Origin of the sequence: Apibacter sp. HY039, from assembly GCF_004023655.1 — a bacterium.
Classification (GTDB): domain Bacteria; phylum Bacteroidota; class Bacteroidia; order Flavobacteriales; family Weeksellaceae; genus Apibacter; species Apibacter raozihei.
This window is the reverse complement of sequence record NZ_SAYM01000002.1, coordinates 336369-352084: the sequence shown is the minus strand read 5'-3', so window position 1 is coordinate 352084 and position 15716 is coordinate 336369. Positions and strand designations below refer to the sequence as shown.

12 protein-coding genes and 1 pseudogene are annotated in these 15716 nt (G+C 31.2%); 4 read left to right on the top strand and 9 right to left on the bottom strand.

Annotated features, from left to right (window positions below):
* Positions 1 to 682 precede the first annotated feature (682 nt).
* From EQ921_RS05570 to EQ921_RS05555, 4 genes are read right to left on the bottom strand one after another with little or no spacing between them, the layout of a single operon-like run.
* Positions 683 to 2485 (bottom strand): acyl-CoA dehydrogenase family protein, encoded by a 1803-nt coding sequence (locus EQ921_RS05570; RefSeq protein ID WP_128330909.1) that lies wholly within the window; start codon positions 2483 to 2485, stop codon positions 683 to 685.
* Positions 2486 to 2533: 48 nt separating this feature from the next.
* Positions 2534 to 3712 (bottom strand): acetyl-CoA C-acyltransferase, encoded by a 1179-nt coding sequence (locus EQ921_RS05565; protein WP_128330908.1) that lies wholly within the window; start codon positions 3710 to 3712, stop codon positions 2534 to 2536.
* A 17-nt stretch (positions 3713 to 3729) separates the two neighbouring features.
* Positions 3730 to 6135, bottom strand: coding sequence for a 3-hydroxyacyl-CoA dehydrogenase/enoyl-CoA hydratase family protein (locus EQ921_RS05560; RefSeq protein WP_128330907.1), 2406 nt, complete (start codon positions 6133 to 6135; stop codon positions 3730 to 3732).
* Positions 6119 to 6571 (bottom strand): MarR family winged helix-turn-helix transcriptional regulator, encoded by a 453-nt coding sequence (locus tag EQ921_RS05555; RefSeq protein ID WP_128330906.1) that lies wholly within the window; start codon positions 6569 to 6571, stop codon positions 6119 to 6121. The genes EQ921_RS05560 and EQ921_RS05555 overlap by 17 nt, the downstream gene beginning before the upstream one ends.
* Positions 6572 to 6739: 168 nt before the next feature.
* Between EQ921_RS05555 and EQ921_RS05545 the strand changes: the two are divergent.
* The 4 genes and pseudogenes from EQ921_RS05545 (at position 6740) to EQ921_RS05530 (ending at position 11222) form a co-directional block, all read left to right on the top strand.
* Positions 6740 to 7507: pseudogene (locus tag EQ921_RS05545) on the top strand (DNA polymerase beta superfamily protein).
* Between the two features lie 64 nt (positions 7508 to 7571).
* The gene (locus EQ921_RS05540) at positions 7572 to 8630 is read left to right on the top strand and encodes a DNA polymerase beta superfamily protein (RefSeq protein WP_128330903.1); all 1059 of its coding nucleotides are present in this window, start codon (positions 7572 to 7574) and stop codon (positions 8628 to 8630) included.
* A 277-nt stretch (positions 8631 to 8907) separates the two neighbouring features.
* Positions 8908 to 9507 carry a carboxypeptidase-like regulatory domain-containing protein gene (locus EQ921_RS05535; protein WP_128330902.1) on the top strand — a complete coding sequence of 200 codons (600 nt, stop codon included), beginning with the start codon at positions 8908 to 8910 and terminating at the stop codon, positions 9505 to 9507.
* On the top strand, positions 9501 to 11222 hold the full coding sequence (locus EQ921_RS05530; protein ID WP_128330901.1) for an outer membrane beta-barrel family protein: 1722 nt from the start codon (positions 9501 to 9503) through the stop codon (positions 11220 to 11222). Before EQ921_RS05535 ends, EQ921_RS05530 begins: the two co-directional genes overlap by 7 nt.
* A gap of 81 nt (positions 11223 to 11303) precedes the next feature.
* On the opposite strand, the gene EQ921_RS05525 is transcribed toward EQ921_RS05530, so the two are convergent.
* The 5 genes from EQ921_RS05525 to EQ921_RS05505 all read right to left on the bottom strand — a co-directional run bounded on the left by EQ921_RS05525 (position 11304) and on the right by EQ921_RS05505 (position 15242).
* Complete coding sequence (locus EQ921_RS05525; protein WP_164875590.1) at positions 11304 to 12383, bottom strand: glycosyltransferase family 9 protein; 1080 nt, start codon at positions 12381 to 12383, stop codon at positions 11304 to 11306.
* Between the two features lie 77 nt (positions 12384 to 12460).
* Positions 12461 to 13090: a 4'-phosphopantetheinyl transferase superfamily protein gene (locus EQ921_RS05520; protein ID WP_128153190.1), complete on the bottom strand. Its 630-nt coding sequence runs from the start codon at positions 13088 to 13090 to the stop codon at positions 12461 to 12463.
* A gap of 66 nt (positions 13091 to 13156) precedes the next feature.
* Complete coding sequence (locus EQ921_RS05515; protein WP_228427645.1) at positions 13157 to 14215, bottom strand: nucleoid-associated protein; 1059 nt, start codon at positions 14213 to 14215, stop codon at positions 13157 to 13159.
* A 96-nt stretch (positions 14216 to 14311) separates the two neighbouring features.
* The gene (locus EQ921_RS05510) at positions 14312 to 14767 is read right to left on the bottom strand and encodes a PepSY-like domain-containing protein (protein ID WP_128330899.1); all 456 of its coding nucleotides are present in this window, start codon (positions 14765 to 14767) and stop codon (positions 14312 to 14314) included.
* An 82-nt stretch (positions 14768 to 14849) separates the two neighbouring features.
* Entirely contained in the window at positions 14850 to 15242 is a 393-nt protein-coding gene (locus tag EQ921_RS05505; protein WP_128330898.1) for a hypothetical protein, read from the bottom strand.
* Positions 15243 to 15716: the final 474 nt, after the last annotated feature.

Sequence of the window (15716 nt, the reverse complement as noted above, 5' to 3'; positions counted from 1 at the left end):
ATGAAAATTCACTGCCTTATGAACAATATATTTTAAACAAAATTTGTGCCAAAGTTATTCATATTTAGCGTGATAGTAATTAATTAAAAATAAAAACCCCGTATAAAACGGGGTTAAAACTAACTACTATGAAAATTCACTGCCTTATGAACATTATATATAAAACAAAATTTGTGCCAGAATTATTTATATTTAGCGTGATGGTAAATAATTAAAAATAAAAAACCCCGTATAAAAACGGGGTTAAAACTAACTACTATGAAAATTCACTGCCTTATGAACAATATATTTTAAACAAAATTTGTGCCAAAGTTATTCATATTTAGCGTGATAGTAATTAATTAAAAATAAAAACCCCGTATAAAACGGGGTTAAAACTAACTACTATGAAAATTCACTGCCTTATGAACATTATATATAAAACAAAATGCGTGCCAGAGTTATTATATTTCAGTAAATTAATAAAATAAAAAAACCCCGTATAAAACGGGGTTTAAAACTAACTACTATGAAAATTCACTGCCTTATGAACGTTATATTTAAAACAAAATGTGTGCCAAAATTGTCTGATTTAAAAAATAAATATAAATAAAAAACCCCGTATAAAACGGGGTTAAAACTAACTACTATGAAAATTCACTGCCTTATGAATACTTTTTAAAATGCAAATTGCGTGCCAAAATTATAAAGTATATTCGTTTTTTTCAATAATATGCGATGCTATTTTTTCACTTAGCGCTATTACATTGGGAGGATTGCTATACTTCGTAAATCTTTTCAAGCCTAATAATAGCATTCTTTGTTCATCACCTTCCGAAAATGAGTAGATGGATTCTGTTGCTTTAGATTTTATAATTTCAATAGCTTTGAAAAGATTTAGTTGAGCCATTGCTAATGGTATTTTTGCATTTGTTGGAAACTTAGTTACAATTTTTTCTGCTCTTAAAACAGCACTTTCAGCCATATAAATTTGTATAAGTATTTGGGATGCATTGAGCAATAAATGCTGTTGTTTTTCTATTTCTTCTTTATATTTTTGAATAGTAGAACCAGAAATCATGAGGAAAACTTTTTTCAGTTTAGAAAGCATTTCTTTTTCTTCGGATAGGGTTTGAGAATAATCAGGAATATCGAATGAAGGAATACTCATTAATTCTTTACTTACAGAAAGTGCCGGGTTAATTAAATCGATCTGACCTTTCAATGCTCTTTTAATTAACATTCCTATCGCAACCAAACCATTAATTTCATTAGTACCTTCATATATCCTTCCTATTCTGGAGTCTCTCCAGGAGGCTTCCATGGGAGCATCTTCAGAAAAGCCCATTCCTCCATATATCTGAATACCTTCATCTGCAGTTATCTGAGCTTCATCAGATGCATAGACTTTTAGAATAGAACACTCAATAGCAAATTCTTCAACTCCTTTAAGCTCTGCTTCACTGTGAGAAGCTCCTGAGTGTATCAGTTCTTCAATCTTATTTTCTATATTTTTAGCAGCTCTGTAAGAACCAGATTCACAGACATAAATGGAAGTAGCTCGCTCAGCTATTTTTTTACGTATTGCCCCGAAAGCCGAAATAGGAGTTTTAAACTGTACTCTTTCGTTAGCATATTGAATTGCATGCGTAATTATTCGACGTTGCGAATCTATACATGCAGCAGCTAATTTTATTCTACCTACGTTAAGAGCATTCATTGCAATTTTAAAACCTCCGTTTCTTTCTCCTAATATATTTTCAACAGGAATCTTTGTTTCATTAAAAAAAACCTGCCGGGTTGAAGAAGATCGTATTCCGAGTTTATGTTCTTCTTCACCGAAAGAAAGTCCGTTTGATTCATCTCTTTCTAAAATAAATGCGGTTATATTTTTATCGTTTTCAATTCTTGCAAAAACAATAAATAAGTGAGCAAATCCAGCATTGGATATCCACATTTTTTGCCCCGTAATTTTATAATATTTTTTATCTTCAGACAGGATGGCTTTTGTTTTCCCTGAATTAGCATCAGATCCGGCATCAGGTTCTGTCAGGCAGTAAGCTCCAAACCATTCTCCTGAAGCTAATTTAGGCAGATATTTCATTTTTTGTTCCTCCGTTCCATATAAAGTTATAGGCATAGTGCCTATTCCGGTATGAGCTCCGAAGGCAGTACTTAATGAACCATTAGCTGCTGAGATATAATCACAAACGAGCATCGTAGAAACAAAGCCAGCTCCCATTCCTCCGTATTGTTCAGGAACGGCAATACTCAGAAGTCCTAATTCTCCTATTTTACGCATTATTTCTTCTGTTAGTGCGTAGTCCTTTTTTTCGAAGCGTTCATTTATAGGTATGACTTCTTTATCAATGAAATCTTTTACTGTATCTCTCATCATTTTTTGTTCTTCTGAAAAATCTTCCGGTATAAATATTTCTTCAAAATGAACTGATTGAGTTATAAATGCAGCTCCTTTAGCTTTATTGATTGAGTTTAATGTTTCCATTATTTGATTTTTTTAAGGTTTATTTTATTGTTTTAACAACATCAGGCTCTATAAAAGTTCAAAAATACTTGCTGCCCCTTGTCCTGTACCAATACACATAGAAACTATTCCATATTTGCTCTTTCTTAGCTTCATTTCATTTAACAGTTGTACGGTAAGTTTTGCTCCTGTACAACCTAATGGATGCCCCAATGCTATTGCTCCACCATTAACATTCAGTAGATCAGGATTGATTTGTAATTGTTTTTTTATAGCTACGGATTGAGAAGCAAAAGCTTCATTAAGTTCTATCAAATCTATGTTATTTAAAGTCAATCCGGCTTTTTTCAATGCCAGGGGAATAGCTTCAATAGGTCCTATTCCCATAAGTCTGGGCTCTACTCCGGCAACACCATAAGAAACAAGTCGGGCCAGAGGTTGTAGATTGTTTTTACTGATAAATTCCTCAGAAGCTACCAGAACAAAAGCAGCTCCGTCAGAAGTTTGAGAAGAATTACCTGCGGTCACACTTCCTTTGTTTGCAAATACTGGTTTTAGCTTAGAAAGAGCCTCCAGTGAGGTTTCCTTTCTTGGTCCTTCATCTTGAGTAAAAGAATAATGTTTTGTTTCAGGTTTATTATTTTCATTCAAAAAATCATATGAAATTTCTAAAGGAACGATTTGATTATCAAATTTTTGTCCGATTATAGCTTTTATAGCTCTTTCATGAGATTGAAGGGCAAATTCATCTTGCTCTTCACGGGAAATATTAAACTTCTGAGCTACTGCTTCAGCTGTAAGTCCCATTCCCCAATAATAACTAGGATGTTTTTTAGCTGTTTCTGTTTCGGGAACAGGTTTATATCCCCCCATCGGTATGTATGACATACTTTCAGCACCTCCGGCAATTATACAGTCGGCCATTCCGCTTTTTATTTTCGCTGATGCAATGGCAATAGCTTCCGAGCCTGATGCACAATAACGATTAATAGTCATTCCCGGAACTTTATCTGTTTGTAATCCCATAAGCGAAATTAATCTTGCCATGTTGAGACCCTGTTCTGCTTCAGGCATAGCACAACCTACAATTACATCGTCTATTTGTTCTTTATCAATGGAAGGATTTTCTAAAAGTAATTTTGCTATCACCTGAGAGGCCATCCAATCAGGACGGACAAATCTGAGACTTCCCTTAGGAGCTTTTCCTACGGCAGTTCTATAGCCTGTAATTATATATGCTTGTTTCATAAATCTTTGCTTTTAAATTAGTTTCTTAGTGGTTTTCCATTTTGTAACATATATTGTATTCTCTCCAGAGTCTTTTTTTCTCCGCAAAGAGACAGAAAAGCTTCTCGTTCTAAATCCAGTATATATTGCTCAGTAACTCTGGAAGGTTCAGATAAATTACCTCCGGTCATTACATAGGCAAGTTTGTTGGCAATGAGCTGATCATGTTCAGACATGTACCCTCCTTTAACTAATTGATCTGATCCCACGTAAAACATTCCCAAGGCATTCCTGCCCAAAACTTCAAATTTTTCAGGATAAGGCTTTGTATATCCTCTTTCGGCAAGTAAAATCGCCTGCTTTTTAGCTTCCGATATTAATCGGTTTTTATTAACTATTATCGTATCTTTTCCTTGAATAAGAATACCCATGTCCATAGCTTCGTAAGCTGATGTTGATACTTTTGCAGTTCCGATATTCATATATGCATTTCTTAATCTGTTTGTTTTAACGTCGTCTTTGAGGTAATTGAGAGAAGCCCTTCGTGCAAATTCTTTGGAACCACCACCTCCCGGTATAACTCCCACACCAAATTCAACTAATCCTATATAGGTTTCAGCAGCAGCTACCACTTTATCTGCATGCAAAGTAAGTTCGCAACCTCCACCTAAAGCCATACCGTGAGGAGCAACTACTACAGGTATGTTAGAATACCTGACTCTCATGGTTGTTTGTTGAAAAAGTGCGATAGCCATATTTAATTCTTCCCAGTCCTGATCAATGGCCAACATAAAAATCATAGCCAGATTTGCACCTACGGAAAAATTAGTTCCTTGATTTGATATCACCACTCCCTGAAAATCTTTTTCGGCCAGTTCTATTCCTTTGTTTATTCCTTCCAGAACTTCACCTCCCAACGAATTCATTTTAGAACGGAATTCAATATTTATAATTCCATCCCCCAAATCTTCAATTGCTGTTCCGGAGTTTTGCCATAATGTTTTTGTAGGACGAAGATTATTGAGAATAATAAAAGATTCCTGACCGGGAATGGGTTGAAAGGCTTGTTTGTTTTGATCATAATACAAGGTATTTCCATGCGAATCTACTTGATAAAAGTGATGAATATCTTTTTCCTGCATTTCTTTAACCCAGGATGAAACTTTAAACCCTTCGTTTTCAATTAAATCGATTCCATTTTTTAAGCCTAACTGATCCCAAAGTTCGAACGGCCCCGTTTTCCAGGCATACCCCGTTTTCATAGCATCATCCAGACTGTATAAATTATCAGATATTTCAGGAATTCTTAATGAAACATACGCAAATAAACTGGCAAAATGTTTTCGATAAAAGTTTCCGTATTTACTTTCGGATGATAACAATATTTTTAATTTATCTCTTTCATCCTTTGCTTGTTTTGCTGTATCAATAAGATCAATTTTCGGTTTTTGAAGTATTCTGTATTCTAGAGTTCTTAAATCTATAGTATAGCGTACATCTTTTCCGTCAGCATCTTTTTCTTTAAAATAGAAACCTTTTCCGGATTTGTTTCCTAAAAATTTATGCTCAGTCAGAAATTTCATAAAGTCCGGAACTTTCAGATTCTGAATCATTGTATCTTCCGGGCAGTTAATTTTCAGCCCTTCGGTTACATTTGCAGCCGTATCCAGTCCTACTAAATCACTTAATTTGAAAGTGCCTGTTTGAGGACGTCCGAGTATAGAGCCGGTCAAAACATCGGTTTCTTCTGCAGTTAAATCAAGTTCATCACTCAAAGATATTATTTTGGACATGGAATATACTCCGATTCGATTCCCTATAAATCCGGGTGTATCCTTGCATAAGACAGTAGTTTTTCCTAAAAATTTGTCTCCGTACATCAAATAAAAATCAATGACTTCTTTTGAGGTTTCTTTGGTTGGAATAATCTCTAGTAGTTGTAAGTAACGAACCGGATTAAAAAAATGGGTTCCTGCAAAATATTTTTTAAAATCATCACTTCTGCCTTCAGACATTAAATGAATAGGTATACCTGAAGTATTTGAGGAAATATAAGTTCCCGGAATCCTATATTTTTCAATATTTTCATATATGCTTTTTTTAATTTTCAGATTTTCAACAACAACTTCAAATATCCAGTCGGTATGCTTAATTTTGTGTAAATCGTCTTCTAAATTGCCGGTAGAAATTCTGTCAATAAAAGAGGGGTGATATAGAAGCGCAGGTTTAGATTGAACGGCTTTTCTAAGGTTGTTATTTACAATTCGGTTTTTTACTATAGGATCATTCAATGATAAGCCTTTAGCTTTTTCTGAATCTGAAAGTTCTGAAGGAGCCATGTCGATAAGCAAGACCTGCACGCCAATGTTTGCAAACATGCATGCAATGCCCGAACCCATAATCCCGGATCCGAGAACGGTAACATGATTAATGTGTTTTTTCATTTTTCTTCATTCTTTTTTTTGTGATTATTCGATTGATTTCATCCATAACATCATAGAAAATAGTTAATTTGTCCATAGGTATTTCTTTCTCAATGGTATGGTGAAATTCTTTTACATATTGTTTGGATATGTCTCTCATACGAAGTCCTTCATGGGTTAGGCTTATAATGATGCTTCGCTTGTCTTCTTTTGAAGTAGTCCTTTTTATAAGTTTTCGTTGTTCCAGGTCATTAAGTGTCCTGGATAAACTGGTGGCAGCTATTCCCATTTTTGGACCTAACGAGGAACTGGGAGTTCCTTTTTTCGGATCAATGGATAATAAAGTAAAAGCACCTGACATTGTAGCTCCAAAATGAGTGGCTTCTTCGTTATACATTTTTTGTATAGAAAGCCAGGTAGAGCGTAATATATAGTCTATTGTGATTCTGTTTTTCATGATATTTGTCATATACCAAATATAATAAAATTTATTATGCATGCATAATAAATTTAAATTTTTTAGCTTTTTTTGTAAAACTATCTTATTGATATTATTGTGTTTGTATATTCAGTAAGGGATGACTTGTGTAATATTTAAATCATTATTTTTATTTTTGGAGATAATATGCATCTCATGAGAAATAGAATTTTGGATAAAATTTCAACAATTGAAAAAGAAAAGAAAATAAAAATTTGGTTTGCCTGTGAATCGGGGAGTAGAGGATAGGGCTTTCCTTCAGCGGGAAGTGATTATGATGTCCGGTTTATTTACAGTAGAGAACAAAAAGAGTATTTATCTATACAGGATCCGGAATTATATTTAAACTTTGCCATTGATGATGAGCTCGACATTAATGGATGGGATTTGAAAAAAACTTTACTATTAATAAAAAAATCGAATACAACTCCGTTCGAATGGCTTCAATCACCTATCGTTTATAAAGAAGAAGCCGGATTTAAAGAAGAGTTAGTGGCTATTTGCTATCAGTATTTTAATCAAAGATCCAACATTTTTCATTATCTGGGTGTGGCGAAAGGAGCAATGGAAACAATAGCTGAAGAAGAAATAAAAATCAAAAAATTGTTTTATATACTTCGTCCTTTGCTTGCGGCTCAATGGTGTATGGAAAAAAATGAAATAGCACCTATGACTATACAAGAGCTCCTTAAACTAGTGCCTTTGAATTTAAAAGATTTGATTACAAATTTGATAGAATACAAAAAGGATGTTGAAGAATCTCACATCATAACAATTGATAGTAATTTAAAAAAATATATTAATACAACTTTTCAGACATGTACTGAATTTGCTGGTTCCATAAATACTATAATTTTTGAAAAAGATAAATTAGATCTTTTTTTTATAAACAAAATGGGATTTGATCAAAGGTAATATTAAATGTTGAAAATTTTTTTACTATTTAAGTTCAGGTATAAATTAAAATTAACTGTAAATTATGAATATTCAGGATATAAAAGATAAAAATCTATTGTTATTTGAAGCTATTAGTGGGAGTAGAGCTTTTGGATTAGATACGGAAAATTCAGATACAGATATAAGAGGTGTATATTATTTGCCTAAAGATAAATTTTATGGATTTGATTATATTCCTCAAATCAGTAATGAAACAAATGACGAAGTATATTATGAACTGGGCAGGTTTGTTGAATTATTGGTGAAAAATAATCCTAATATTCTTGAAGTTTTAGCATCTCCTCAAGACTGCATTCTATATAAACATCCCATTATGGAAAAATTAAATCTTTCCATGTTCCTTTCAAAATTGGTGAAGGATACATTTGCCGGTTATGCAATCAGTCAGATTAAAAAAGCTCAGGGATTGAAAAAGAAAATAGTAAATCCAATCGAGAAGCAAAGAAAATCGGTACTTGATTTCTGCTATATTTTATCCGGATATGATTCTGTTTTATTGTCTGAGTGGTTACAAATTAAAAATTTTAAACAAGAAAACTGCGGGTTAGTCAGTATTCCTCATTCTAAAGGGATTTACGCATTGTTTTATGACCAAAAAGGTAATTTGGGATATAGAGGAATTACTAAAAAGGATGATACTAATGAAGTTAGCTTATCATCTATTGCTAAAGGAGAAAAAGAAATTGCTTACTTGTCTTTTAATAAAGACGGATATTCCTCTTATTGTAAGGAATATAAAGAATATTGGAGTTGGGTGGATAAAAGAAATAAAGAGAGATTTAAAATAAATGAATCACATGGAAATAATTACGATTCAAAAAACATGATGCATACCATCAGGCTTCTGGAAGTGGCTAGGGATATTTTTCAAAATGGGGAATTAATAGTTAGAAGGTCAAATCGTGAAGAATTGTTAAATATAAAATATGGCAGGTATTCCTATGAAGAGTTACTACAAAAATCAGAAGATCTAATAAAGGAAATAGAAAATCTATATTCTTTATCTTCTTTGCGAAATGAACCGGATTCTAAAATTGCTGAATCATTATTAATTGAGATGCGAGAACATTTATATGAATAGATTTTTTTATGGATGCATTTTTATTTAATATCTACCTGATTATTTTCAATTTTAACTTCTTTTTTTACTATTTTCCAGTTTAACTATATTACAAACTTAAAAAAAATCATAGTTTTTATTAATTTAGTGTATTGATTGTCAGTGCTATATTAATTTTTTAGAAAAAAATTAATATAGTATGTAACAAATTTCATAATACTCATACATATTGTATAAAACAGTTGCTTTTATAATTAACTAGTATGTATAACAAAGTATTAAATTAAATTTACAACCTATGAAAAAAATCCAATTAAGTACAATTTTGACCCTTATATCAATAGTATTATCCAGTACTTTATATGCTCAATCAATGTCACAGGTAAGAGGTAAAATTGTTGACGAATCTACACAGATAGGTATAGAGGGAGCTATGATATTAATTTTAAAAAATGGAAGTATTGTAAATGATACTTTTACTGAAGAAAATGGAGAATTCAGATTTGAAATATCTGAAGGAGAGTATGAAATTATTACTGAAATTTTCAGCTATGTAAAAAATAAACAGTCTATTCATATTTCTGGTGAATCTGTAAATCTGGAATCAATTAAAATGGAAAAAATAACGAAAGAACATACGCTGACAAATTTAGTAATCACCGGAAAAAAAACGACGATTAAAAATAGTATTGACAGAAAAGTCGTAACTCTTGGTGATGATTGGGCAGGTACAGCTCCGGATTTAACTCAAATATTGACAACAATTCCGGGAATCAGCATAGATCAAGCAAACCAAATTTCTTTACGGGGAAGTTTAAATGTTAAAGTTTTGATAGACGGCAAACCTTCTACTTTAGATTTTGATCAGGTATTAAAATTATACCCCCCTATTTGGTAGATAAAATAGAAATTTTAACCAATCCACCCGCAAAGTATTCACCTGAAGGTAAAGCAGGAATAATCAACATAATATTAAAAAAGAGTACTAAACAAGGAATTAATTTAGGTTTGAATACCGGATATATAATAGGAAAAAAATCAAAATATGTAAACGGTATTGATATGAATTTGGGCTATAAAAAATTTAATCTATTCGCGAATGCAGGATATAATGATTATAATTTTCAAAACTCCGGTTATTTAAAGAGAAGAAACCCAGATTCTCAATTAGATTATCTGTTATCAATAGGAAATATTAACAGATATGTAAAAGTAGGAACTGATTATTTTATAAACTCTCAAAATACGTTATCAGTTTATACGCAACAATCAGGAAATAACTTACGTGTGGATAATGAAAGTATCGATAGTAATAATTTAATGAAAAGTATAATAAATCAGTCACAGAAAGATAATTCAAAATATCAGGAGTATGATTTATTTTATAAATCAAAATTCGATAAATCGGATCACGAATTAGAATTTCAAGCAAATTTTAATAAAAATAATCAAGATAGATTTAGAAACTCTTCTATAAGTTTAAAGGAAAGAAATCATATTGAAGAAAAAAATATCAGAGCAAATCTGGATTATTCAAATCCTCTTTCTGATAAAACTATGTTTACGGCAGGTGCTGAATTAAGGCTTAACAGATACAAGGACAATTACGAAAGTGCCCAGGCAAATGTGTACAAATTCGAACGGGATATTTATAGTTTATATGCAGAATACAAAAAACAATGGGAGAGAATTGGTTTGAAAGCCGGTATACGTGGTGAGCTTACAGATACAAAAGCAACATCAGATTTTACTAATTCAGTTCAGGTTAATACAACAGATGTGCAAATTTATCCTACTTTACATACCAGTTATAAATTAGGAAAAGAAAAAAAAATGGAATTGTCTTTCAATTATTCACGAAGAATTGATCGTCCGTGGGCAGGAATACTCTCTCCGGTTCCTCAATTTGTAGTCGGAACAATAATTATTTCAGGTAATGATAAATTAAAGCCTGAATTTACTAATTCATTTCAGGTAGGAACCTCTGCTAATATTGGAAAATTAAATGTGGAAGCTGGTATTTTTTATAGAGATATTAAAGACGCAATCAGTCAAAGATTTGTAGAGCATCCGAGTTATATTGAAATTATTAACGAGAATACGAAAGCCAATGCTCAGTATGGAGGTGAATTTGATTTAAATTTTTCTGCTTACAAATGGTGGAAAAATAATTCTTCTTTGGAGTACTATTGGGGAGAAGTGTCTGGATTAAAGCAGGAGCAGTGGACTAAAAGGAATATTGACAAATATATAATTAAAACAACCAATAATTTTGTTCTTAATCCTTCTTTAAGTATTCAACTTCTAGCTCAATATTATTCTAAGTCAAAGGACCTCTATAACTCATATAATGAACAATGGAAAGTAGATATTTCATTGAGAAAAATGTTGATGAACAATCAATTAAGTATCAGTATAAGGTTGGCAGACGTATTCAACACCAACCATTCGAAATATCAAATGATCAACCCATCTAATCTCAAAGGACGTTCTGATTGGGAAAGCAGAAATATAAGTTTTTCTGTTCGTTACAATTTAAGCTCTGGGAAAGTTAATAGAATAAATAAAAAAGTTTTTGACGAGAACACTAAAAAAGGAGGAGGAATTATGTGATTTTTCTTCCAAACATTTAATACATTAATTTTGCAGGTAATTTATTTTTTAATAGTTACCTGCTTTTTAACGTTTATAGGTTTATTTATATAAAGGAATATTTAACACGTTTTGTACATAATCGGAAATTACCGGAATAACTTTTTCAGGCTTTAACAAAAGATAAAAAGGTTCAGGTGCTTTTAGAATCTCTTTAACAGAGTGTTGTTTGTATATTTCGGGGTTTATATCTGTAAGGTGAAAACTTTGATGTATAAACAAATTTTCATAACAGCCCCAGTCTTTCCGGAATTTATGTGGGGAAAAGATTGAAAATGTAGGTTTTAAGAGAGCTTTTGCGATATTTACCGCTCCCCCTTCATTAGCAATAAGAGCATCTGAATTTTTTAAAATAGCTGCAAATTCTCTTACTGAAGATCCCAATATAGATGTAAATATCTTATCTTTTTGTGAAACCGAAGAAAGGATTCGATCTACATCTTTTTGTTGAGAAGGTACGTAATTAAACAATATATTTATATCAAAATTTTCAAGTAAAAAATTGGTCAATTCTGCCATATAGGCTAAAGGCCAGGACTTATCCAGGCTGCTGCCTAAAACACCCAGTATAATAACCGGTTTATTAAAATTAACCCCCTCCTGGGACATATATTCTCTGGCGTTATTTATTTCTTCATCGGTAAGAAATATTTCCGTCTGAAAATCAATAGTCGTAAAATCTTTAAAGAATGGAGATAATAATAAACATCGGTTTTCAATGGAAGTACAATGAATAAGCATAGGTTCTTTTTCTTCTTTATAAACATTTGTATAAAAATGTTTGAAAAAGGGTTTGTCGAAGCTGATTTTTTGCTTAGCGTTGGAAAGCAGAGTAATAAAACGGCTTTGTAACTTTGCATAGGGATCAATTAATATATCATACTTTTCATTTCTGATTTGTTTGGTATATTTCCAAAGAACCGGAATTTTTTTTAGTTCTTGGTCATCAAAGGTAATAACTTTATCTATGTATGGGTTATTCTCTAATATACTTACGGCTTTATCATAGCAAAAAAAATGAACACTAAGGTCAGGAATGCTTTTTTTTAAATTTTTAGCCAGTACACTGGCTACCAAAACATCTCCTATAAATTTGTTTTGAATGATAAGTGCTTTTTTCAATGGATTAAATTTTAGATGGTAGTACAGATGAAAATAAAATAAAAATTTCGGTAGTTAATGTCAACATATGAAAAAAATTATTCATAATTTAAGACATAGGCCATGTAATAATTGTTAATTTTTTTATATCGGGCATAATACTTTACGCTGGCTTTTTCATCAATAATCCAGCAGGTGATGGGTTTATCACCCTTTAAACTGAATGGTTCCACCCTGTAATGATTTAAAAAAGACCATAAGTTTCCCTGGTGTATTTTATATAAAGCTTCTTTTAGTCCCCAGATGATATGAAAATAATCTTTTTCCTGTTCTTTAGGAATAAATTTAAATTCATCTTCACGAATAAACTTATATTTAATGTTATTAATTTTATTATCTCTTTCCAGCTCAATGTCTACTCCTATATTAAAAGAGGAGGCACCTACGCAAACCATTCCGTGAGAATGAGTGACAGAGATGTTATATGTACCTTCAACGAAAGGTTTTCCTTCGGGGGTATATTGCACTTTTTCATCCAGTCCCAGAGCCATAAGACAGGCTCTAAGTCCAAGATACTCACGTTTCCTTTTAGGAGTTAACGATTCATATCTTTCTTGACGCTTATTGTTCAGTTTGAGAATACGAAGCAATTCTTCATTGGTCTCGCTTACTTTCCATGTAACAATTCTGGTGAAATAGTCTGGTATAATAAAGTCTACGATGGGCATTCTGTGGTGAATTGAAAAGTAAATATATGAAATAAACTACTTATATACCAAATATGTCTGAAATTCCTATATTTCAGAATTAAAATAGACTTTATAATAGAACATTTTTTTCTCATCATCATACCCCTGTTCCATGAAGTCTTCAGAAGATTCAGGTGAGTTTATATCCAGCTTAATCTGTATGTTGGTATCCAGTTTTATATCAGTTTTAATCTTTCTTTTTTCCCGGTTTAAGGCAGGAGTAGATACATCAAATATTTGAGAAAATTCAATATTGGAAGACTCAGCATAATCTTTTTTATAATTTTTAAATTCTTCTGCTACCTCATACGTATCCAATATTTCTTTTTCAAGAATTTCTTCGGTTATAGTTTCATTTTCGTTAAAAACCTGAAGGCAATTACTTATAAACTCTGTCTGGGCTTTTTTTCCTTTCTCTTCAAAAATAACTTGCTGAGAAAAATCAGAGAGCAGATTGATGTAATTCTTTGTCTGATAAGAGTCATCCTTAATGTAGTCTACATCTAAAAAAGATTTTTTCCAGTATTCAGATTCAACACGTGCATCATCATGTATTAACGAAAGGTAACCGGAGTCTTTTTGAACGTTAAGAATGATACACCCTTTATCCAGAGATGAATTTAAACGATATCCTTTTTGAATTGCGCATTCTACAATATCAGAATGTCTGAATCGCAAAAATTTATTTTTGTTTTCGAGTTTAAAAATACCGATGCCGGATATTTTAGATTCCTGACCCGTATCAATACCTTCCAGCAAAGCGATAAAAACCTCGCCACTTTTAATCTGAGGGTGATTGGATCTTTCATAAAGATGATCCAGTACTTTGTCTGAAAATTCAACAAAGTCTATAGAATCATCAAACATTTCTTTGCAGAGAGAATATAATATATTAAAGTTAATATCTTGAGTATAATGAGTAAACTGATAGTATTCCGTCAATTTTTTAAAAGGAGACATAAAAAAAGGAAGAAGTTCTTCCTCTTCTTTTTCATTGAGATGGAATAAATCACCGGCATAGGTGTTTTTTTCTTCCCGTAATTTATTTCCAACAGATTGCAATGTTAATTTGGTTATTACTGCAGTTTTCAGATTAATCATCATAATTATAGACTTGAAACGAAATGCAAAAATAACTTTTTAAAAAAATACAATTCAATGAAAATTAAATTAATTTAAAAAAAATAGACAATTAACTTTTTAATCTTCCAGACTTTTAAATTCTCCTTGTGATGAGAAGAGCAGTTCCAGCCCGTTAGATATTTTTATTTCCTGTCTTCCGAAATTTTTCCTTTCGGCTTTTAAAATTTGAGTACCGGGAAAGTGGGAGGCCAGATAAAATCCGATTTTTTGAGAAAAAACAGAATAATCAATGGTAGCATATTTTGCATCAATCTCTGTCCAGTTTCCTTGAGAATCAAAATTTATTTCCATTCCATTGGTAAATTTGACTTCATATTTTTTGCTAAAAAATTTCTGCTCTCTAATTATATAATTTAAATTATGATGAGCATAATGACGTTGAATAAATGCTGAGGCTTTCTCAGGTAACTGGTCTTTCGTCACAATGGTCTCACCTACGGAATAAAAACGCATAGAGATAAAAACTATGGAGGCACAAATTAAAATTCCTAGAACTATTATTTTGTATTTCATTACAACTAATTTTAATAATGGGATACAAACCTAAATGTAAATTTAGGAAAGAATTAGGAATTTAATTTTCAGGCACAAAGAGTTATATATAATGTTCAAATCTTTTTTGAGAATAATAAGAAATTTGAAATTCATTATTTTCTGATAAAAAACCCAAGGCTAAAGATAATTTTTCATTTAAGTTGGAAACCCCTACTTTATCATTTATATGTTCATTTATAGGTTCTTCCAGTACTTCTATAACAATAGCCGGTTGATTGTATTCGGGTTTTTTTCTATTTTTTAGACCTATCTTCCATTGTACTAAATCGCCAACTTCAAAAACAGATTTTTTATTATAATTTTTTGCTATGTTTTTTAACTTAGAAATATATTCTTCGTTGGCATTATTATCTTGCCGGCTGAGAATTTTGGGTTCGAATTTATTTTTAATAAGATTGTTTTTTTTTACAGAAAGCTTTGTATTTTCTTCCATATATAAAAGAATTTATATTTTTATTTTCTAACATACAAGTAACATTAAGCATAGAGAGCTTACTCCATAAAATATTAAGAGAATGATATCTCATACATATACAGGTCAACAGCATAGATTGTATATGTTAAAGGACTATACAAAGAGTTGAAAATATTATTAATCAATAGTTGGGAGAGGTGAAGTAATAAAGAGCGAATTTTTTTATTACATATTATTGAAAAATAAATTATCGGACAACAACGTTTTGCAAATAAATAAATTAATTAATTTTTTTGTTAGTTAAATTTAGAATCATAGTATTTTTTTTATTAATGATGTATTATTATGTATTTATTACCTTATAATGAAAAAGAAATGTTTACAAAATTAAACAATATTTTATAATAAATGTATTTTTTAGGTAAAATAAATAAATTTTAACATATTATATCCTGATTAACAAAATGATATATAAAAAAAAATATTAACACA